This is a genomic window from Poseidonibacter lekithochrous (assembly GCF_013283835.1).
Classification (GTDB): domain Bacteria; phylum Campylobacterota; class Campylobacteria; order Campylobacterales; family Arcobacteraceae; genus Poseidonibacter; species Poseidonibacter lekithochrous.
The window spans coordinates 153,257-173,775 of the sequence record NZ_CP054052.1 but is presented as its reverse complement, the minus strand read 5'-3'; the positions used below and the strand labels follow the sequence as shown (position 1 = coordinate 173,775).

At 28.8% G+C, this 20,519-nt stretch carries 23 protein-coding genes; 15 read left to right on the top strand and 8 right to left on the bottom strand.

Annotation, left to right across the window (positions count from 1 at the left end; translation table 11 throughout):
• Positions 1-116: 116 nt before the first annotated feature.
• The 4 genes from ALEK_RS00885 to ALEK_RS00870 are packed head-to-tail and all read left to right on the top strand — an operon-like array spanning position 117 to position 3,364.
• Complete coding sequence (locus ALEK_RS00885) at positions 117-1,412, top strand: metal ABC transporter solute-binding protein, Zn/Mn family (protein WP_071626706.1); 1,296 nt, start codon at positions 117-119, stop codon at positions 1,410-1,412.
• The gene (locus ALEK_RS00880) at positions 1,396-2,145 is read left to right on the top strand and encodes a metal ABC transporter ATP-binding protein (protein ID WP_228146283.1); all 750 of its coding nucleotides are present in this window, start codon (positions 1,396-1,398) and stop codon (positions 2,143-2,145) included. The genes ALEK_RS00885 and ALEK_RS00880 overlap by 17 nt, the downstream gene beginning before the upstream one ends.
• On the top strand, positions 2,139-2,957 hold the full coding sequence (locus tag ALEK_RS00875; protein ID WP_071626705.1) for a metal ABC transporter permease: 819 nt from the start codon (positions 2,139-2,141) through the stop codon (positions 2,955-2,957). The genes ALEK_RS00880 and ALEK_RS00875 overlap by 7 nt, the downstream gene beginning before the upstream one ends.
• Positions 2,958-3,007: 50 nt before the next feature.
• A complete protein-coding gene (locus tag ALEK_RS00870; protein WP_071626704.1) occupies positions 3,008-3,364 on the top strand; it encodes an MmcQ/YjbR family DNA-binding protein in 357 nt (118 codons plus the stop codon).
• A gap of 11 nt (positions 3,365-3,375) precedes the next feature.
• Here ALEK_RS00870 and ALEK_RS00865 read toward each other — a convergent pair whose 3' ends face one another.
• The gene (locus ALEK_RS00865) at positions 3,376-3,972 is read right to left on the bottom strand and encodes a class I SAM-dependent methyltransferase (RefSeq protein ID WP_071626703.1); all 597 of its coding nucleotides are present in this window, start codon (positions 3,970-3,972) and stop codon (positions 3,376-3,378) included.
• A complete protein-coding gene (locus ALEK_RS00860; RefSeq protein WP_071626702.1) occupies positions 3,972-4,670 on the bottom strand; it encodes a hypothetical protein in 699 nt (232 codons plus the stop codon). The genes ALEK_RS00865 and ALEK_RS00860 overlap by 1 nt, the downstream gene beginning before the upstream one ends.
• Before the next feature lie 122 nt (positions 4,671-4,792).
• Between ALEK_RS00860 and ALEK_RS00855 the strand changes: the two genes are divergently transcribed.
• Genes ALEK_RS00855 through hisIE form a run of 4 tightly spaced genes read left to right on the top strand, consistent with a single transcriptional unit; the run spans position 4,793 to position 7,968 of the window.
• On the top strand, positions 4,793-5,713 hold the full coding sequence (locus ALEK_RS00855; protein ID WP_071626701.1) for a branched-chain amino acid transaminase: 921 nt from the start codon (positions 4,793-4,795) through the stop codon (positions 5,711-5,713).
• A gap of 8 nt (positions 5,714-5,721) precedes the next feature.
• Positions 5,722-6,816, top strand: a complete 1,095-nt coding sequence (locus tag ALEK_RS00850) for an SPFH domain-containing protein (RefSeq protein WP_071626700.1) — start codon at positions 5,722-5,724, stop codon at positions 6,814-6,816.
• 39 nt (positions 6,817-6,855) lie between these two features.
• A complete protein-coding gene (locus ALEK_RS00845; protein WP_071626699.1) occupies positions 6,856-7,275 on the top strand; it encodes a hypothetical protein in 420 nt (139 codons plus the stop codon).
• A 9-nt stretch (positions 7,276-7,284) separates the two neighbouring features.
• Positions 7,285-7,968, top strand: a complete 684-nt coding sequence (hisIE, locus tag ALEK_RS00840; RefSeq protein ID WP_071626698.1) for a bifunctional phosphoribosyl-AMP cyclohydrolase/phosphoribosyl-ATP diphosphatase HisIE — start codon at positions 7,285-7,287, stop codon at positions 7,966-7,968.
• 16 nt (positions 7,969-7,984) lie between these two features.
• Here hisIE and ALEK_RS00835 read toward each other — a convergent pair whose 3' ends face one another.
• The 4 genes from ALEK_RS00835 to ALEK_RS00820 all read right to left on the bottom strand — a co-directional run bounded on the left by ALEK_RS00835 (position 7,985) and on the right by ALEK_RS00820 (position 11,257).
• Positions 7,985-8,437, bottom strand: a complete 453-nt coding sequence (locus ALEK_RS00835; RefSeq protein WP_071626697.1) for a MauE/DoxX family redox-associated membrane protein — start codon at positions 8,435-8,437, stop codon at positions 7,985-7,987.
• Between the two features lie 66 nt (positions 8,438-8,503).
• A complete protein-coding gene (locus ALEK_RS00830) occupies positions 8,504-9,355 on the bottom strand; it encodes a helix-turn-helix transcriptional regulator (protein ID WP_071626696.1) in 852 nt (283 codons plus the stop codon).
• Positions 9,356-9,357: 2 nt separating this feature from the next.
• Positions 9,358-9,897: an NAD(P)H-dependent oxidoreductase gene (locus tag ALEK_RS00825; RefSeq protein ID WP_071626695.1), complete on the bottom strand. Its 540-nt coding sequence runs from the start codon at positions 9,895-9,897 to the stop codon at positions 9,358-9,360.
• A gap of 157 nt (positions 9,898-10,054) precedes the next feature.
• A complete protein-coding gene (locus ALEK_RS00820; protein ID WP_083574634.1) occupies positions 10,055-11,257 on the bottom strand; it encodes an Mrp/NBP35 family ATP-binding protein in 1,203 nt (400 codons plus the stop codon).
• Positions 11,258-11,521: 264 nt separating this feature from the next.
• Here ALEK_RS00820 and ALEK_RS00815 point away from each other — a divergent pair, with 264 nt between their 5' ends.
• A complete protein-coding gene (locus ALEK_RS00815; RefSeq protein ID WP_071626694.1) occupies positions 11,522-13,567 on the top strand; it encodes a 4Fe-4S binding protein in 2,046 nt (681 codons plus the stop codon).
• Entirely contained in the window at positions 13,560-14,477 is a 918-nt protein-coding gene (locus tag ALEK_RS00810) for an FAD:protein FMN transferase (protein ID WP_071626693.1), read from the top strand. Before ALEK_RS00815 ends, ALEK_RS00810 begins: the two co-directional genes overlap by 8 nt.
• Positions 14,478-14,483: 6 nt before the next feature.
• Here the strand turns inward: ALEK_RS00810 and thiC are convergent, their stop codons facing one another.
• Positions 14,484-15,839 carry a phosphomethylpyrimidine synthase ThiC gene (gene thiC / locus ALEK_RS00805; RefSeq protein ID WP_071626692.1) on the bottom strand — a complete coding sequence of 452 codons (1,356 nt, stop codon included), beginning with the start codon at positions 15,837-15,839 and terminating at the stop codon, positions 14,484-14,486.
• Positions 15,840-16,092: 253 nt separating this feature from the next.
• Here thiC and ALEK_RS00800 point away from each other — a divergent pair, with 253 nt between their 5' ends.
• From ALEK_RS00800 to ALEK_RS00785, 4 genes are read left to right on the top strand one after another with little or no spacing between them, the layout of a single operon-like run.
• Positions 16,093-16,914, top strand: a complete 822-nt coding sequence (locus ALEK_RS00800; protein WP_071626691.1) for an HDOD domain-containing protein — start codon at positions 16,093-16,095, stop codon at positions 16,912-16,914.
• A 57-nt stretch (positions 16,915-16,971) separates the two neighbouring features.
• Positions 16,972-18,096 carry a bifunctional 2-C-methyl-D-erythritol 4-phosphate cytidylyltransferase/2-C-methyl-D-erythritol 2,4-cyclodiphosphate synthase gene (locus ALEK_RS00795; RefSeq protein ID WP_071626690.1) on the top strand — a complete coding sequence of 375 codons (1,125 nt, stop codon included), beginning with the start codon at positions 16,972-16,974 and terminating at the stop codon, positions 18,094-18,096.
• The gene (locus tag ALEK_RS00790) at positions 18,093-18,983 is read left to right on the top strand and encodes a response regulator (RefSeq protein ID WP_071626689.1); all 891 of its coding nucleotides are present in this window, start codon (positions 18,093-18,095) and stop codon (positions 18,981-18,983) included. Before ALEK_RS00795 ends, ALEK_RS00790 begins: the two co-directional genes overlap by 4 nt.
• An 8-nt stretch (positions 18,984-18,991) precedes the next feature.
• Positions 18,992-19,465 carry a phosphatidylglycerophosphatase A family protein gene (locus ALEK_RS00785; protein ID WP_071626688.1) on the top strand — a complete coding sequence of 158 codons (474 nt, stop codon included), beginning with the start codon at positions 18,992-18,994 and terminating at the stop codon, positions 19,463-19,465.
• A 52-nt stretch (positions 19,466-19,517) separates the two neighbouring features.
• Here the strand turns inward: ALEK_RS00785 and ALEK_RS00780 are convergent, their stop codons facing one another.
• Entirely contained in the window at positions 19,518-19,880 is a 363-nt protein-coding gene (locus ALEK_RS00780; RefSeq protein WP_071626687.1) for a winged helix-turn-helix transcriptional regulator, read from the bottom strand.
• Between the two features lie 215 nt (positions 19,881-20,095).
• Here ALEK_RS00780 and ALEK_RS00775 point away from each other — a divergent pair, with 215 nt between their 5' ends.
• Complete coding sequence (locus tag ALEK_RS00775; RefSeq protein ID WP_071626686.1) at positions 20,096-20,416, top strand: hypothetical protein; 321 nt, start codon at positions 20,096-20,098, stop codon at positions 20,414-20,416.
• Positions 20,417-20,519 lie beyond the last annotated feature (103 nt).

Below are 20,519 nucleotides of genomic sequence, written 5' to 3'. Positions count from 1 at the left end.
TAATTTACGTGATTATATCTTGATAAAAATTAAAATGCAACTAAGTTGCGTTTAACTTTTATTTTACTAATATTTCACAAATGCAACTAAGTTGCAAAAATAAAAAGGAGTATTAAATGAGATTTTTAATCCCATTGTTTTTATTAATAAATTTTACTTATGCACAAACTAATATTGTGGTAAGTATCCTACCTCAAAAAACTTTTGTTGAAAAGATTGGAGGGGAGAAAGTAAATGTTACAAATATGGTAAGACCAGGCAGTGACCCACACTCTTATGAGCCTAAACCTTCACAAATGAAAGAGATAGCTAAAGCAGATATCTATTTTCCAATTGGTTTAGAGTTTGAAAATACTTGGCTTACAAAATTTGCAGACCAAAATAAAAACATGAAATTTGTTGAAATGACAAAAAATGTAGAATATATTGAAATGGCAAAACATTCTCACCATCATCACCATGATGAAAGTCATGACTCACATGAAGAAGGTCATCACGAAGGTGAATTACCTTTTGAATGGGCTGGTGTTTTTGAACTTCAAAAAGGTACTTATACTTGGTCTTTCTCTAAAGTTGAGGGAAACTATGCAGATCCTGGAATGAAAATGTTAATTATTAAAGCTAATAAAAAAGATGATGATTTAATAGAAGCTTATGAAGAACAAGCAAAAAATGTATTTGCAAATAACAAAACTAAAACTGCTACAAATAATAGCTCTTTAGAAACAAACAATTCATTTTATACTTTAACTTTTGATGAGTCAAAAAATAAAACAATATTCAAAGTACAAATCAAACAAGCTGGAAAATATTTATTTTTCACAGAACATATGCCAATTGAATTTGAAGCGAATGAACATTACTTTAAAGACTCAACAAAAAAAGATATTGAAGTTCTTACAAGTGTTCCAGAAGAAGCACATCATGGAAAAGACCCTCATGTTTGGGTAAGTCCTAAAAATGTAAAAATTATGGCAAAAAATATTTATAATACTTTAGTAGAAGTTGATTCAAAAAATAAAGAGTATTACAAAACTAATTATGACAATTTTATAAAAGAGATAGGTTTAACAGATATTAGAATTAAAAGTATTTTATCTTCTTTACCTCGTAATTCTAAGTTTATGGTTTTCCACCCATCTTGGGGATATTTTGCAAAAGATTATAACTTAGAGCAATTAGTTATTGAAGTTGAAGGAAAAGAACCAAAACCAAAAATTCTTCAAAAAATTATCAAAGAAGCTAAAGAAGAAAATGTAAAAGCAATTTTTACTCAAACTGAATTTTCAGATAAGAGTGCAAAAGTTATTGCAGATGAGTTAAAAATTAAAGTAATTAAAGAAACTCCGCTTGCACAAAACTGGTCACAAAACCTAATACAAATGGCAAATTCAATTGCAAACAATAAGTAACGCAATCTCTATAGACAAACTTTTTTTCAAATACGAAAAAGAGTTTGTTTTAGAAGACATAAATTTGTCCGTAAAAGAGAAAGACTTCCTAACAATATTAGGACCAAATGGTGGAGGAAAAAGTACTCTTTTAAAACTAATCCTTGGCATTAACCCTTTAAAAAAAGGCAATATTTCTATTTTTGGAAATAAACTAATTAATGAACTTCCAAATCTTGGTTATGTTCCTCAAAATACTAACATTAATCTTAACTTCCCAATTAGTACCATAGAAGTTGTAATGATGGGACAAAACGATATTAAAAAAAGATTCTTTGGATATAAAAAAGAAGAAAAGATCAAAGCACTTGAAGTTCTAGAAAAAGTAAATATGAAAGAGTTTGCAAACTCAAAAATTTCAAATTTATCTGGAGGACAGAGACAAAGAGTTTTAATTGCAAGAGCACTTTTTTGTAATCCAAAGATTTTACTTTTAGATGAACCCACTTCAAATATTGATATTGCAGGTTGTGAGCAAGTATATCAAGTATTAAAAGAGTTAAATAAACATATCACGGTTGTTGTAATTAGTCACGATATATCAGTGGTTTTAAAATATGCTTCAAAAGCTGTTTATATAAATAAAAAATTAACATATCATGATTTAACAAAAATGAAAGATGACTTCAAAAATATTGAATCAAATATATGTGAAATTGAACTTTTAGAGATGTTAGGAAAATGTAGATGTTAGAAGCCTTATCATATAACTTTATTCAAAATGCAATAATCGCAGGGGTTTTAGTAAGTATTATTACTGGAATTATAGGATCCTTAATTGTGGTTAATAAAATGGTTTTCTTATCAGGAGGAATTGCACATAGTGCTTATGGTGGTATTGGTTTATCTATTTATTTTGGACTTCCGATGTTATTATGTACATCAATTTTCTCAATACTAGTAACTATAATAATAGCTTTGTTTACTTATAAAAAAAGAGAGAACTTAGATACTATAATTGGCCTAACATGGGCAATTGGTATGTCATTTGGTATCTTACTTGTAGATTTAACCCCTGGATATAACTCTGATTTAATGAGTTATTTATTTGGCTCAATTTTAGCAGTTGATAATACAGATATTATGTTTATGGTAATTTTACTTAGCTTTATAATTACAGTTTTAGTATTTTTTTACAGAGATATTTTAGCAGTTTCTTATGATAGTGAATATGCAAACTTACGAGGTATTTATACAAGATTTTTTTATACACTTATACTTATTTTATCAGCACTATGCATAGTAATTGCCATAAAAATTGTAGGTCTTATTTTAGTAATCGCCCTATTAACCATACCTATTTATATCTCACAAAGATTTTGTAATACCCTATTTTCAATGATGATAATATCTAGTTTATTATCTATGTTGTTTACAATCTTTGGTCTTGTTTTATCTTACAATTTTGATTTAAGTTCTGGCCCATCAATTATTCTAGCTAGTTCTATTTTTATGTTTATAATAATCTGTTTTGATTTTATAAAAAAATCAAAGAAAGCAATATAAATATAATAGCTTTCCAATGATTTATATTATAATTATTGGAAAGGACTCCTATGCAACTTCAAGAAATAGAAAAACTTCTACTTAAAAGACAAGGCTCATATATTGATTATCCCTTTGGTGATGATATTATGACTTTAAAAATAGAAAACAAAATTTTTGCTATTGTTTCAGAAAAAGACAATCCTTTAAGAGTAAATCTAAAATGTGAACCAAATGATGCTATTGCTTATAGGGAAATTTATGAGAGTGTTATTCCTGGTTACCATATGAATAAGAAACATTGGAATACAATTATCTTAGATGGAAGTATTCCTAAAAGTGTTGTAGAAGATATGATTAGTCAATCATATGAGTTAGTCTTTTCCAAACTAACAAAAAAAGAGAAAGAAAAAATCCTTTCTTCTTAATTTAGCTATATTTATTTTTGAATAAGTACTCTAATAACGCAAGCTTCCCCTTGATGGCCTTTACCCTCATCAAGAATTGTTACTTGTTCTTTAATTTCATTATCACATAAAGCAAAGTGTTTTTTGAAGTCATCTACAGTATAAAGTAAATCTTCATCTTTTGGACCACCACTTGCATAGTTTAATTGTTTTGTTGAAAAAAACTCTCCAATAAAGTAACCACCAGAGTTTAAAGACTCTTCAATTTTTTCAAATAAATCTTCTCTTTCATTTTTGTACATATGTAAATAAGAAGCTACGATTACATCGTATTTTTCTTTTACTTCCCATTCATTTAAATCAGCACAAATAGTTTCGATTTTTAAATTCTCTTCTAAAGCTCTAAAATGAAGCTTTGAAATACCGATATCAGAAGCATCAATGGCTGTTACATTCATACCTCTTTTTGCTAAAAAGATTGCATTTCTTCCTTCACCCTCACCTAAACAAAGTACTTTTGATTCTCTTGGGAAAAGTTTGATTTTTGAAGCTATAAAGGTATTTGGTTTTATACCATAAAGGTAACCATCTCTTGAAAATTTGCTATTCCAAAATTCTTGTTGACTCATTATTTAACCTTTTTCTTTGTTTTCTTTTTATAAGAACAATCAGTTGTAATTCTATCAATTAGTGTTATATACCAATTGTTATCAATTTTATTTAAATAGAAAATTATTTCCGGAGTTAAAACTACTTTATATCCCATTTTCTCAATCATTTTTACTTTATGAAAATCTTCTTTTTTATATTTTTCTTTTTCAAATGCATTGATTTTTTTCATCATTGAAGATAGGTTTGTGTTTGTTTTATCATTTAAAAACAATCCATGTTTTGTCCACCCATAATATGCATCATTTAATGGAGAACATTTAAACTGTGTATCTTCTTTATTTATCTTAAAAATATATTTGTTTTTAGAAACCCTTGAAATCAAGTGAGAAACTTCTTCTGTTTTTTTCTCTTTTACATTATATATTTGATTTTGAAAGGTAAATACATTTATTGATTTGATTTTATACAGATTGTAAAACCCAAATGTTGGATGTATATATTTCTTATTGATTAATTCAATATCATTTTTTTTCATCGCATCAACAATTTCATTTACTCTAATTGTTAAATCTTCTGAAATCAATTCTCTTTTATATTCAAACTTTTTTTCTTTAGGTTCTAGTATTTTTCCTAAATCCATATCTTTTACCGAACATCCTGTAATTACAAATGCAAAAAGTGCTGGTAAAACTATTCTAAAAATATTATTACTCATATCTATTAAAACATACCTTCTATTTTTTTTATTAATATACCAAAGTAAATATTAAAAATTATAATTTAATACAATCTTAGATAAAATAATAGCTAAAAATTAAATCATTAGGAATTTATAAGATGACTGAAGCTAAATATATTTGGATGGATGGAGAGCTTGTTAACTGGCATGATGCCAAAGTACATGTTCTATCTCATACACTTCATTATGGTAATGGTGCTATTGAAGGTACAAAAGCATACAAAACTCATGATGGTAGATGTGCAATTTTTAAATTACAAGAACATACTAAAAGACTTATAAACTCAGCTAAAATGACATTAATTGATGTTCCATTTACTGAAGATGAATTAAATAAAGCGCAAATCAAATTATTACAAGAAAATGAATTAACAGAAGGTGCTTATATTAGACCTCTTGTTTACTTAGGTTACGGAGTTATGGGTCTTTACCATAAAGAAGCACCTGTAAAAGTTTCTATTTCTGCATGGGAATGGGGAGCATACTTAGGGGACGAAGGTCTTAAAAAAGGTGTAAGAGTAAAAATAGCATCAATGACTAGAAACTCAAACACTTCAGGTATGGGTAAAGCAAAAGCAGTTGCAAATTACCTAAACTCTCAAATGGCTAAAGGTGAAGCAGTAGAATGTGGATACGATGAAGCATTATTAAGAGATGACCAAGGTTATATCGCTGAAGCATCAGGAGCTTGTTTCTTCATTGTTAGAGATGGTGTAATTATCACTCCTCCTAATGATAACTCTTTAGAATCAATTACTCAAAAAACTGTAATTGAATTAGCTGAAGATTTAGGTTACGAAGTAATCAGAAGAAGACTTACAAGAGAAGAAGTATATATTGCTGATGAAGCATTCTTTACAGGAACAGCTGTTGAAGTTACTCCTATTAGAGATATTGATGCAAGAATTATTGGTGCTGGTGAGAGAGGACCAATTACTGAGGCTTTACAAACTGCATACTTTGACGTAGTAGCTGGTAAAAACGAGAAGTACTTAAAAGACTTAACATACATTAACTAAGGACAAATATGCCAATAGATAACGATTATTTCAAAAACAGACAAAACAATAACGGTGGTGGTTCTAACAACAATAATAATAACAACGGAGGTGGAGGAAACTATCAACCACCTTTCGAGCCACCTGAATTTTTCAAAAACTTAGGTAAAAAAGCTGGAATCATTTACGGAATAATTGCAGTAGTTGCATTATTATTCGTATTTAAACCATTTATTATCGTAGAATCAGGACAAGTAGGTATTAAAAGTACTACTGGTAAATATGAAGAAGAACCATTAAGACCAGGTTTTCATTTCTATATCCCACAATTCCAAAAAGTTGTTTTAGTTGATACTAAAGTAAGATTAATGAACTACGCTAATATTGAAACAAGTGGTGGATTTGATCAAAGTATTAGAAGTAACCCTGCAATTTCTATCTTAGATGCTAGAGGTTTACCTGTTTCTATTGAATTAACTGTTCAATATAGATTAACAGCGCAAGGTGCTCCAACTACAATTGCTAACTGGGGATTCTCTTGGGAAGATAAAATTATTAACCCAGTTGTAAGAGATATTGTAAGAAATGTTGTTGGTAACTATACAGCAGAAGAACTTCCTACAAAAAGAAATGAAATTGCTGTTAAAATTCAAGAAGGTATCCAAAAAGATGTTGATTCTCTTGAAGGACAACCAGTACTTTTACAATCAGTTCAGTTAAGAGAAATTGTATTACCTCAAAAGATCAAAGATCAAATTGAGAGAGTTCAAATTGCTAACCAAGAATCTGAAAGAGTTAGATATGAAGTTTTAAGAACTAAGCAAGAAGCTGAAAAAAGAGCTGCTAAAGCGACTGGTGATGCTGAAGCAAATAGAATTGAAGCACAAGGTAGAGCGGATGCAGTTGCAATTGAAGCAAAAGCACAAGCAACAGCAAATAAAGCTATTGCACAATCTTTAACTCCTAACCTTTTAAGAATGCAACAAATTGCAGTTCAAGGTAAATTCAATGAAGCACTTAGAACAAACAAAGATGCTAAAATCTTCTTAACTCCTGGTGGTTCAACTCCAAATATTTGGGTTGATACTAAAAGTAAATCAAGAGATGCGGCAATTAGCCAATAAGCTAAAATAGAGTAGGAAACTACTCTATTTTCCACTCCCATGAAAAAAAATATACTCCTAATAATTATCCTTCTAATAGCAAGTGTTGCTTTATTTTTTTATTTACAAAAAAATACTTTAAATGAAGAAAAAAATAAACCAATCGAAAAAACTAGCCCTACTAAAGTTGTTCCAGAAAAAAAAGCTCCTTTAAAAAAAGAGATTAAAGAAGTAAAACCTGTAGAAACTAAAAAAGTAGAAAAGATCAAAAAAGTTGAAGAAATAAAACTCAATTTAGACCCAGAACTAACTATTGATAAAACACAAAGATATAAAGAAGAAAAGTATCAACAACCTTTATCAATTCAAGAAGCTAAGGATGCAAAAGAGAAAGACTTAGATATTAGTTTTGGTGTTGACGTTGATAAAAAAGAGAAACAACTTGATGGATTTAGTTTAGGTGTTGAAAAAAAATTTTAAGGGTTACACATGGAAATATTAAACAAAATTGACTGGCAAAAAATGGATGGATTAATCCCTGTAGTTACACAAGAAGCAACAACGGGTAACGTTTTAATGCTTGCCTATATGGACAAAGAAGCAGTTGAGCTTACAATGGATACAAATATTGCTCATTACTTTTCAAGATCTAAACAAAGAATTTGGAAGAAAGGTGAAAGCTCTGGTCATATTCAAGAAGTAGAAGATATCTTACTTGATTGTGATAATGACACTATTTTATTAAAAGTAAAACAAACTGGTGTTGCTTGTCATACTGGAAGAAAATCATGTTTCTTCACATCAATGAAAACAAATGAGGAAGTAACAAAAGTTGAAATTGATACTACTGCTGCTTATGGAGTAATTGATACTTTATACCATGTAATCCAAGAAAAGAAAAATGATGACCCTAAAGCATCATATACTGCAAAACTTTTACAGGGTAAAGAAAATTCTATGCTGAAGAAGATTGTTGAAGAAGCTGGAGAATTTACATTTGCAATTAAAGATAATGATCAAGAAGAGATTGTTTATGAAGCAGCTGATATTATTTATCACATGCTTGTAGCAATGGCTTCAAAAAATGTAAGCCCAGATAGAGTAAAACAAGAAATTGCTAGAAGATTTGGAATGTCTGGAATCGAAGAAAAAAACTCAAGAGTTGAATCATAAAAAATAGGAGAATCTCCTATTTTTTAATCTCTACTTTTTGTGATAATTTATCACTAGATAAATATAAAAATAACATCATCGCAGCACTTGCTGCTGTGAATACAGAATAATCAAAAGGAGCCTTTACTCCTGAAGTTAAACTCATACTTAGAGCAAATGAAAGTAATAATAAAGCTGATAAAAATGCAGTAGAACGTACATATAATCCAAATATTAATAATATTGCAAATACTACTTCTAAGATTGTAACCACCCAAGAAACAATTGGTACTAATGATAAATGTAAATATGGATTTAAAAAAGCCACATAAGCTTGAAAACTTTCAAAATCACCCCAACCTATACCACTTTCTCCTGCATTACCCCAGAATCCAAATCTATCAGCTACAGCAGATATAAATCCAATTGCAAGGGCAAACCTTACAAATAAGAGAACAATTTTTTCTTGATTATTTTGTATATAATTCATAATATTCCTTTTTAATTTAAAGAATATTATTAGAATGGCAGATATTTTAATTGTAAAAAAACGACATTAGATTTCAAATTTTTTAAATTTTAATGTTTTTGCCATTGATAGTTTATTTTGATAGTAATTTTTAGGCGTTTCATTCATAAAAGACTTAAACTCTTTTATAAAATGGGCTTGGTCAAAGAAGCCATTATTATAACCTGTTGTAGTAAGATTTTCTACCTCTAAAGAACTCAAAGAATCTCTTACATTTCTCATTCTCACTATTCTAGAAAAGAGTTTTGCACTTAATCCAATCTCTTTTTTAAAAATTCGTTCAAGCTGTCGTTTACTTAATGAAAACTCATCACATAAACACTCAATACTAATATCACCTTTATTATCATAAATAAAATTTACAATATCAAAAGTATATTCTGAGTTTTGTTTTTTTGAGCATTTTAATCTATTTATTAAAAACTTTTCTATTGCCTGTATTTTTTCTTGATTATTCTTTTTTTCTAATAAGTCTTTGTACAAAATATCAAAACCCCAAAAGGATTCATCATAATTTATGTTCTTATCACACAAAGAAGTAATCTCTTCATCAAAGAACTTGTAAGCTCCTCCGACTTTAAAACGAATACCTATGGCATCTAAGTATTTTTCAAAAGTAATAAACATAGGATATTTAGATTGTCCATTTAGTATTACCTTTGCATTACAATATATATCTTTTGAATTAAGTGTTATTTCATAAGGATTAGCAAAATTAATAGTAAAACCAATACTACCATCACTTAGGATCTTATTTGTTTTTCTAGAATCAATCTTATTTCTAATTGACCAATAATTATAAATATATGGTTCTAATTCTTCACAAGGCTCGTAAAGTTTAAAACCAATATCTTCTAAATCCTTATTAAAATAACTCATGTTTATCCTAGTAACTCTTTTTTGATAATGTTTGAATATTCATCTAATGTTTCTTCTGAAATTTTACCATAAGCAGCACCGTAAAAAAACATTGGGTCTAACTCTTTCATTCCTAACATCTTTGTTGTATAAAAACAAGAGTTTAAACACTCTTTTACACTTAGTCTTCCCTCACCTATAAAAGACTCTTCTCTTGCCCCCATAGTTGCAATTACTTGAAATTCTTTATCTTTTAAAGCTAGGGGAACAAATTCACCTTTATCATCTACAATATATGAAAAGCCGTAAGAAAACACCTTGTCAATCCAGTTTTTAAGTGCTGAGGGTAAACTATACCAATACATTGGGAATTGGAATACTACTTTTGAAACAGATGCTAGTTCATCTTGTTCTTTTTGTACATCAATTTCATATGTTGGGTAAATACTATTTAAATCTTTATATATAATATTTTCTTCATTCTCTAACTCTTTTTTAAACCTACTATTTAATACAGAATTATCCATATCATCATGGGCTAATATAACTAATGTTTTGCTCATAAAATCTCCTTATTTAAAAGAAGTATATAAAATACAAAAAAAATTAAATTGTAAAAAAACGACAAACATAAAAAAAGGGAAGGTAATTTAATACCTTCCCTTTTTGATTTTAGTGTTTATATAATTAATTTATATTTGTGCTATATCCTATAGCCTATTAATTACAACCACATCCGCCACCTTGTTTAGGTGCCTCAGAAGTAGTTGAGCTACAACATCCTGAACTAGCCTCAGCTTTAGGAGCTGGAGCTGCTGATGTTGAACAAGCAGATACACCAGGAGGTGTTGTTGGTTGAATAGATTCATTTGTTCTATCATCAGCAACTTCTTCTACAAATGCAATTACTTTAGCAGCTGCTTCCATATATCTTTTTGCAGATACAGATTCAGGATTAAAGTAAGTGATTGGTTTACCAGAATCTCCACCTACTCTAATTGAAGGTTCAATTGGTAAGTTACCTAATACTTGAGTATTATATTGATCAGCTAAGTCTTCACAAGTACCCATTCCAAAGATATCTGATTCTGTTTCACAAGATGGACAAATAAATCCACTCATATTTTCAACAATACCAGCTACTGGAATATGTAATTTTTGGAACATATCTAATGATCTTCTAGAATCATCTAATGCTACATGTTGTGGAGTTGTTACATTGATACCAGCTGCAACTGGAACACTTTGTGCAAGTGTTAATTGAGCATCACCAGTACCTGGAGGCATATCAATAAATAAGATATCTAATTCTTCCCATAGAATATCTCTTAATAATTGTTGGATAGCCTTCATAACCATAGAACCTCTCCAGATTACAGCTTGACCTTCATCCATTAAAACACCCATTGACATTACAGCAACACCGTAAGCCATTAATGGTTTAGCTTTATCACCAATTACTTCAACTTCTTGACCATTTACACCCATCATTCGAGGAATATTTGGACCGTAGATATCAGCATCTAAAACACCAACTTTTTTACCTTGCATAGCTGCTGCTACTGCTAAGTTTACAGTTGTTGTTGATTTACCAACTCCACCTTTTCCTGAACTAACCATTACAATTTTTTTAATTTGTGGTGCAATGTTTTTACCGCTAGTAGAGTTAGAGTTTTGTGTTGGAGCTTGTGGTTTATTAAACCCAAGTCTAACTTCTAAGCCAATAGCGTTTATACAGGCATGAATATCTTTTCTTAATTGGTCTTCTACTTCTTGAGCACTTGAAGTAATATCTAATGCGATTGAAGCTAGTTTACCGTCTAATTGAATATCTTTTACGAATCCAAACTCAACAATTGATTTTTGGAAACCAGGATATTTAACATTTTCTAGTTCTTTTTTAATATCTTCTATATTAGCCATAGAAAAATTCCTTTATAAAATTTTATTAATTTTTTGTATTATAATTGAAATAGGATAATTTTTGTCTTAATTAGACATATTTATTTTCCTAGTGTAGAAAAAGTAAACATATTTTTACTTTTTTTAACCTATTTAAGATATTTTATCTAAAAAATACGTAATTACAAGAATTTTACTTTCCACTTTTTTTCTAATTCAAATTTATCGCTAAATCTGCGCTATAAAACTAATATATACTTGTTTAATATTATAAAAAGGCTTTAAATGATTAGATTATTTGTTATATTTTTATTTACTGTTTTTATTTCTTCCAATCTATTCGCATCATTAAATAAAGACGATATAAAAAGCTTTATAGAAAAAGACATGCATCTAGGTGAGCAAGACTCAAAACTACCTATTTGGCCAGTTCTAGATAAAGAAAAAAAACTTTATGCTTATATATATGAAACATATAATCTAGCTCCCGTACTTGGTTTCTCAGGTGGAAAACTAAATATGTTAGTATCAATAGATTTAGAAGGTAACTTCTTAGATGTAAAAGTACTAGAACAAGATGAACCTGTATTTGTATCAGGACTTGGGGTTATACCTTTTGTGGAGTTTTTAGATCAATACAAAGGCAAGAATCTATCTTCCAGTATAAAGGTAGGGAAAGAGACAGGAACAAGTAATACTGTATATTTAGATGGGGTTAGTAAAGCTACTGCTTCCGTAAAAATTGCAAATGATAGTATTTTGGCTTCCTCAATAAAAGTTGCTAGTGAAAAACTCTCAGGAGTTGCTCCAAAACAGATACGAAATGCAAGAAAAGACTTATTTGAAAAATCCACTTTTACACAACTTCTAAATAAAGGGCTTATTACAAATATAAAAATCACTAAAGCTCAAGTTGAAGAGTTATTTAAAAATACAGAATATGAAGAGCTAATACTAGAAGAAGATAAAAATGAAGTTTTTCTAGATTTATATATTGCAAATTTAGCAATTCCAAGTGTTATGGAAAACTTACTAAAAGAAGATACAAAAAATGAAGTAAAAAACCAAATTACAAAAACTCAAGAAGCTATTATAATTTTTGCAAATGGGGAACATCAAATACTATCTGAAGAGTTTGTTCCTAATACTTCTCCTGATACCTTTGAGATTATACAAGATGATTTTCCTATTAGTATAAATGATGGGGATTATGAAATAGAGTTTTTAGACTCACTTCCTGATTTTGAACAAGCTATTATTTTAGATGTTGATAAAAGATTTAATTTTGATCCTTCAAGTCCTTGGATATTCAATCTAAAATTTATTAGAGGAAATGAAACTTTATACTCAACTCCTGTTTTAAAAGACAAAAGTTTTGAGATTATAAGCCCTGATAAATATTTTGAGAAAATTGAAGTAATTGAAGAAAAACCATTATGGTTAGTATCAATAATTGAACAAAAAGAGAAACTAATTATCCTTTCAATCTTTTTAACAAGTCTATTTATTATTCTTTATAAATATCAAGTACTACTTGAAAAGCTTAGATACAAAAGAACCTTTATACTATTAATTACCCTATTCTTTATTGGTTGGTACGGACAAGGTCAACTTAGTATGGTTACAGTATTGGGATTTGTCAAAGCCATTGTAAACTCTCAAAGTTTACAGTTTTTATTATATGACCCATTCTCATTAATTATTTGGTTCTTTGTTTTTATTTCACTTGTTATTTGGGGAAGAGGAACATTCTGTGGCTGGTTATGTCCTTATGGAGTTTTACAAGAGTTATCTTTTTATTTTGCAAGACTGCTACGTCTTCCTATTATAAAAGTACCTCAAAAGCTTAGTGATAAAATGGTTTATATTAGATATGTAGTTTTAGCTTTACTTATTTTATCAGTAATTTTTGCACCAAATATTACTGAATATTTAATTGAAATAGAACCTTTTAAAACCTCTATTACTTTAATCTTTGATAGAGAAATTCCTTATGTTTTATATGCAATCTTTTGGATTTTATTAAGCATGTTTATATTCAAAGGTTTCTGTAGATTTATTTGTCCTCTTGGAGCATTTTTGTCCTTAGCAGGGAAGTTTAAATTCTTAGACTGGTTACCAAGAAGAAAAGAGTGTGGTAATCCATGTAATAACTGTTATAAAAACTGTAATTACAATGCCATTGATAAAAAAAGTGGAACTATCAAATATGATGAATGTTTCCAATGTATGGATTGTGTACAAATTTATAGTAGTGATAAACTATGTAAAATTTTAATAAAAAATGCAAAAGAAACTAAAGTAAAATCATGGAGAAAAACAGATGATTAAAATATCAAGAAGAAAGTTTTTAAGTGTTTCAGCTGTTTGTATTGGAAGTCAATTATTAGCAAAAGATATAAAAAACAAAAAAATTACTTGGGAAGGGATTGCACTTGGAGCTCCTTCTTCTATGACTTTATATCATCATAATATTTCTTATGCAAAAAATGTATTAAAAAAATGTGAGCTTGAAATTATTAGATTAGAAAATATTTTCTCTTTATATAGAAAAAACTCATCTATTAATCAATTAAATAAAAATGGATATTTAAATAATCCACCAAAAGAGTTATTAGAATTAATCACATTTTCAAATCTTATATCAAAACAAACAAAAGGTGCTTTTGATATTTCTATTCAACCTTTATGGCAAGTTTATTCAAAGTACCATAATAATGAAAAGATATTAAAACAAAAAGTAGAAGAAGTTAAAAAACTAGTTTCATATAAAAATATCTCATTTAATGAAAATCAAATATCTTTCAAAGAAAAAAATATGGCTATAACTCTAAATGGTATAGCACAAGGCTATATAAGCGACAAAATAAGCCAATTATTAAAAAAAGAGGGATTTACTAATGTATTAGTAGATTTAGGGGAAATTAACGCTCTAGGACAACACCCAGCTAAAAGAGATTGGAATATTTCAACTCCATACTTGAACGACTTAAAATATATACCATTAAACAATAAAGCAATGGCAAGTTCAGGTGCATATGGTACAAGATTCAATGAGAAGTATCATCATTTAATAAATGCAAAAAAAGCTGTTAGTGTGGATTATATAAATTCTGTAACTGTAGTTGCTTCTAGTGCAACACTAGCAGATGTTTTGGCAACTGCAATAGCTGTAAGTTCTAAAAGTAGAAGAGAGAAGATTATGAAGACATACCCTAAAGTTAAGGTATATCTTTCATAAAAAGTTTTATTGGTTAGCGATATCAAGCATAGCTTCGCCATGCTCTTCAACGATTTTTTGAGTAATTTTGTATGAACAAAACTTTGGTCCACACATAGAACAAAACTCTGCTTCTTTAAATACATCTTGAGGAAGAGTTTCATCATGATACTCTTTAGCTCTTTCAGGATCTAAACAAAGCTCGAACTGTTTATTCCAATCAAATGCATATCTAGCATCAGACATTGCATCATCAATATCTCTAGCACCTTTTCTACCTCTTGCAATATCAGCAGAGTGAGCAGCGATTTTATAAGCGATGATTCCATCTCTTACGTCAGCAGCATTTGGTAAACCTAAGTGTTCTTTTGGAGTTACATAACATAACATAGAAGCACCATGCCATCCACCAACAGCTGCTCCAATAGCAGAAGAAATGTGATCATAACCAGCAGCGATATCTGTAGTTAATGGTCCTAAAATATAGAAAGGAGCTTCATGACAGTACTCTTTTTCTAATTTCATGTTTCTTTCAATTTGATTTAATGGAACGTGACCTGGTCCTTCAATCATTACTTGAACATCTTTTTCCCAAGCTTTAAGAGTTAATTCTCCTAATACTTTAAGCTCAGATAATTGAGCTGGATCAGAAGCGTCTGCAAGACAACCTGGTCTTAAAGAATCTCCTAAAGATAAAGAAACATCATATCTAGCACAAATGTCTAAGATTTCATCAAATGCCTCATAGAATGGGTTTTCTTTATGGTAATGCATCATCCATGCAGCCATTAAAGAACCACCTCTTGAAACGATTCCCATTTTTCTTTTTGCAACATTAGGCATGTTTTCTAATAAGAAACCTGCGTGAATTGTAAAGTAAGAAACACCTTGTTGTGCTTGTTTCTCTAAAACTTTTAACATTACATCAATTGATAAGTCTTCAATTTTGTCTTTACAATCATGTAAGATTTGATAGATTGGCACAGTACCTATTGGTACGTTTGAGTGACCAATTACAGCTTCTCTAATTGCATCTAAGTCACCACCTGTACTTAAATCCATAATAGTATCAGCACCATATTTTAAACATACATCAACTTTTTCAAGCTCACCGTTAACGTCAGAAACGATAGCAGATGACCCAATATTTGCATTAATTTTACAAGATGAAGCAATACCAATTGACATTGGTTTTAAGTTTCTGTGGTTGATATTTGCAGGAATAATTAATCTTCCTCTTTCAATCTCAGCTCTAATAAGCTCAGGTTCTAAATTTTCAACTTCCGCTACATACTCCATATCTGGAGTAATAATACCTTGTTTTGCATAATACATTTGAGTTCTAATTTTATCATTTTTATGATTGTCTAGCCAATCTCTCATTTTAAAAATCCTATAATATTTATTTAATTACAGCGATTATATCTAAATTTGTTTATAAAACCTTAATTATAGATTGTAATTTATATTTATTACTTATATAAGTTTCTTTTCTATATAATATTCCATAAAAGTAAGTAAAAATGCTAATAAAGTATTGTATTTATATTAAAATAATCAATTAAAACATTGTTATTTGCATTAAGAATAAGAGATAAATAAGTAAATTATTATAATATCTGATATTAGGATTAATATGAAAAAGAAATTAACAGAGAAAATTGACTCACTACCCCCACTACCTAATAGTATGCTTGAATTAGAAGACTTTAGAAAAGTAAAAAATACTAATCCTGAAGAATTGATTGCAATAATAAAAAAAGATCCATTACTTGTAAGTACAATATTAAGAGTTGCAAACTCTTCAATGTTTGGATTTAGAAGTACTATTGATACTTTAAGTAGAGCCATTAATCTTCTTGGTATTAACTTCACAATTTCCCTTGCTATGGGTTCTATTGTACAAAATACAGTTAAATGTAACTTATCTCCTTATGGAATTAGTAATGATGACTTTATTGAAATAAGTGCTCTTGCTACAAAAATAGTAAATACTTGGGTATCAAAGTTCGATAATGAATTAAAAGAAGATTTATTGATGCCAGCATTTTTACAAGAAACTGGAAAATTTATTATTTCAAATGTATTAACACAAGAAGATAAATCAAAAGATTTCTTAAAAGCGTTAAATAAAACAAATAATATAACTAAATGTGAGGAAGATTTTATTGGATTCTCCAGTTCTAGAATTACAGCTAATATCTTCAAACATTGGGCATTAAGTCATAATCTTATTTTCTCAATTGGTTTTGTAGGAAATAGTGAATCTTGTCCTAGTCATTTCAAGAAACATACCCAAGCCTTGGAGATTGTAAAAGCTTTAGCAGATATGAGAGATCCACTAAGTGATAGATCAATTAAGATCTCTTCTGAACTTGCACAAAAGTATGGATTTGACGAAAAAATACTTTTAGATTCTATTGAAAATATAAAAGATGAAATTCGAGAGAATTCTTAACTTTTCATAAGTAACATTAGAATATAATATGTAACTTTTTTACACAAAGGGGTTATAGTGACAGACGTTTCACTCATCGTCTTATGTGCTGGTAATTCGACTAGATTTGAGCACAAAGCAAAGAAACAGTGGCTTAGAATTGATAATGATCCATTATGGTTATTCGTTACAAATAAACTAAGTACGTATGCAAAATTTGATAAAATAATTATTACATCTCATCAAAATGAGCTCTCTTACATGGAGAATTTTTCTGATGACTTCATCTATGTTACTGGTGGTAACACTAGACAGGAGTCTATTTCTAATTCTTTAAAAGAGGTAAATACTAAATATGTAATGGTTACAGATGTTGCACGTTCATGTATCCCACAAACTGTAATTGAAAACCTACTTAATGAAAAAGAAAATGCAGATTGTATTGTTCCTATTTTAAATGTTTCAGATACTGTGATATATCATGATGAAACAATAGATAGAGACAATGTAAAACTTATTCAAACTCCTCAACTTTCAAACACATCCATTTTAAGAAAAGCCTTAGAAACAAATGTTGAATATACTGATGATAGCTCTGCGGTTAAAGCTATGAACGGTACTATAAAATATGTTCAAGGTAGTATTGAAAGTAAAAAACTAACTTTTGGTGATGAGCTAAAAGATATTCCATGTTTAAATGCCCCATCAAATAATTTCTTTACTGGAACTGGAATTGATATTCATGAATTCCAAGACAATAAAAAAATGTATTTAGGTGGAGTAGAAATTCCATGTGAATATGGATTTAAAGCACATAGTGATGGAGATGTATTAATCCATTCAGTAATTGATGCCTTATTGGGAGCTTGCGGCGCGGGAGATATTGGAGAATTTTTCCCTGACACAGATCCTAAATATAAAGGTGCTGATTCAAAACTATTATTAGAGGAAATCGTAAGTTTCATTTACAATGTAGGTTACGAAATAGTAAATGTGGATTTAACTGTTCTAGCACAACAGCCAAAAATAAATCCACATAAACAAGATATTAAAAGATGTCTATCTAAGTTATTAGGAATACAAAAGCAGTTTATTAATATCAAAGCTACTACTGGTGAAAAAATGGGGTTCATAGGTAGAAGTGAAGGAGTTGCTGTTCAAAGTATAGCAACTATAAAATATTATAATTGGAAGCAAAAATGAATATATTAATTATAGAAAATGAGATCTACTTAGCACAAAAAGTAGTATCAAGATTACTTGATGATGGGCATAGTTGTGATTATATAGAATCACCAAATATTGACAATTTATCAAAAGATTATGATATTGTTTTATTATCTACATCTTTACCTTCGTCTTTATGTAAAAACATCATAAAAAAATATAAAGAAAATTCTATTATTCTTCTTTTAGTTTCTTATATTTCTGATGAAACAGTAACAAATCCAATAAAGGATGGTGCAAAAGATTATATTATGAAACCATTCTTAATGGATGAATTAGTAAGAAAAATCTATCACTATAAAGAGTGTAGAAGTATTAGAAGAGAACTTCAAACACTAAGGGATTATGTTGATTTTATTATGAATGATATTGATACTACTGATACATTCTTACCTCCTTCATTCCCGTCATTAATTGAGTCAAATTCACAGAATTCTGCTGATAAGTTAGTATTTGAATTATCAAGAAAACTTGATATGCCAATCTCATTTATTTCACTAAATTCATCAACTTGGCAAAAACAATTAAATGCATTAGATGAAAAAGGTATTATTTATTTAACTGAATATCACAGTCTTAAAAAGACTGCAAAAGAAAATCTAATCAAATTAATTGAAAATAGAAACTGTGTTATCTCTTCACTTGAAACAGAAGAAGATTTCCCATATAGAAAAGTAGAGTTTAACAACCAAAACTTATTAATGTCTAATACTAATATTATGACAATTAATGATTACGTTAAATTAATGGTATTATCGTACCAAACAAAATATCCAGATACTGAGTTATCTAAAAAATTAGGTATTTCAAGAAAATCTCTTTGGGAAAAGAGAAAAAAACTTGGTATTGAAAAAAAGAAATAAGGTAAATAATGAATCTTAGAAAGTTTTTTTTAACGGTTGGATTTTCAGGTCTTTTTCCTAAGGCTCCTGGAACAGTAGGAAGTTTTGTTGCACTTATAATGGGTGTTGTTTTACTTCAGTATATGCATGTATCTAACCTATTTATGTTAGCTTTATTAATCAGTGTAATTGCAGTTAAACAAATTGATATCTATGAAGAGCAAGTAGGTGCTCACGATGGTAAAGAGATCGTAATTGATGAATTAGCCGGAATGTGGATTGCTTTATCTATTTGTGGTATTAATGAGTCTAATATGGTTATTATGTCTATTCTTGCATTTTTATACTTCAGATTATTTGATATTTGGAAACCTTCATTTATCGGTAAGATTGATAGAGATGTAAAAGGTGGATGGGGAGTTATGGGTGATGACCTATTAGCTGGTGTTGCAGGTGGTATTGCTGCTGCTGGAACATATCAAGTTATAACTTACTTCTTATAAAATAAATGGCTTTTTAAGTCATTTACTTTATACAACTTATTTCAAATAAATATTAATATTCACATTCTTTAGTTTTTTCTATTACTTCTCCGTGTTCTTCAACATAAGAAACACCCCATTTATACATACAATCAAGAGCTTCTTTTAATCTTTCCCCTGTTGGGCTTAATGAGTAAACCACTTTTGGTGGAACTTCAGGAAATACTTCTCTTATAATTAATTTCTTCTCTTCTAATTCTTTTAATTTTACTGTTAAAGTTTTTTTAGTTATACCACAAATAGTTTCATCTAATTCTTTAAATCTTTTGGGATTATCCATTAAATGCCATATAACTGATAATTTCCATTTATCATTGAAAATATCTAAAGTAATATCTACTGGACATTCATAATCTTTGTCATTGATTTTATACATATATAAATCCTTTATCACATATAGTAGCATATATTTTTTCAAATCTCACTTAGTTACATTTATTACACCAAGGAGTTTTTTCCACTAAAGAAAGCTATATTCAATAGTAACATTTATTACACTAAGGATAATTTAAGTATTAGTAGAGTAAACTTCCATTAGTTACTTTAATTACACTATTGAAAATTAAAGTTAAAATATTAAAGGAATAAAAAATGAAAAGATTTTTAAATACAATTATTGGTTTAAGTTTATTAATAGGAAGTGCTTCTTTTGCACAAGATAATTTATCTGCATTATATCCAGCAGAAAATGATGATACACCATCTTATGTAAAGGATTTTGAATTAAATGAGAAAAATACTAATGAATATACTTTAGCAAAAAATTCAATTTCAAATAATACATTAAAAGCTTTATATGGACAAGATTCATGGGAATATACAAAAAGTGGAAGTGTTAGTAATTCAGTGATTAACTCAAGTAAATCTACACTATCAGCTAGTTTAATTAAAGAATTATATCAAGAAAGCTAAGAAAACAATTTAACTCTCCTTAAAGAATCAAACCTACAAATCAACTAGTGGATATAATCCACTAGTTATAAATAATATCAAATAAGTTATATTATTTTATCAA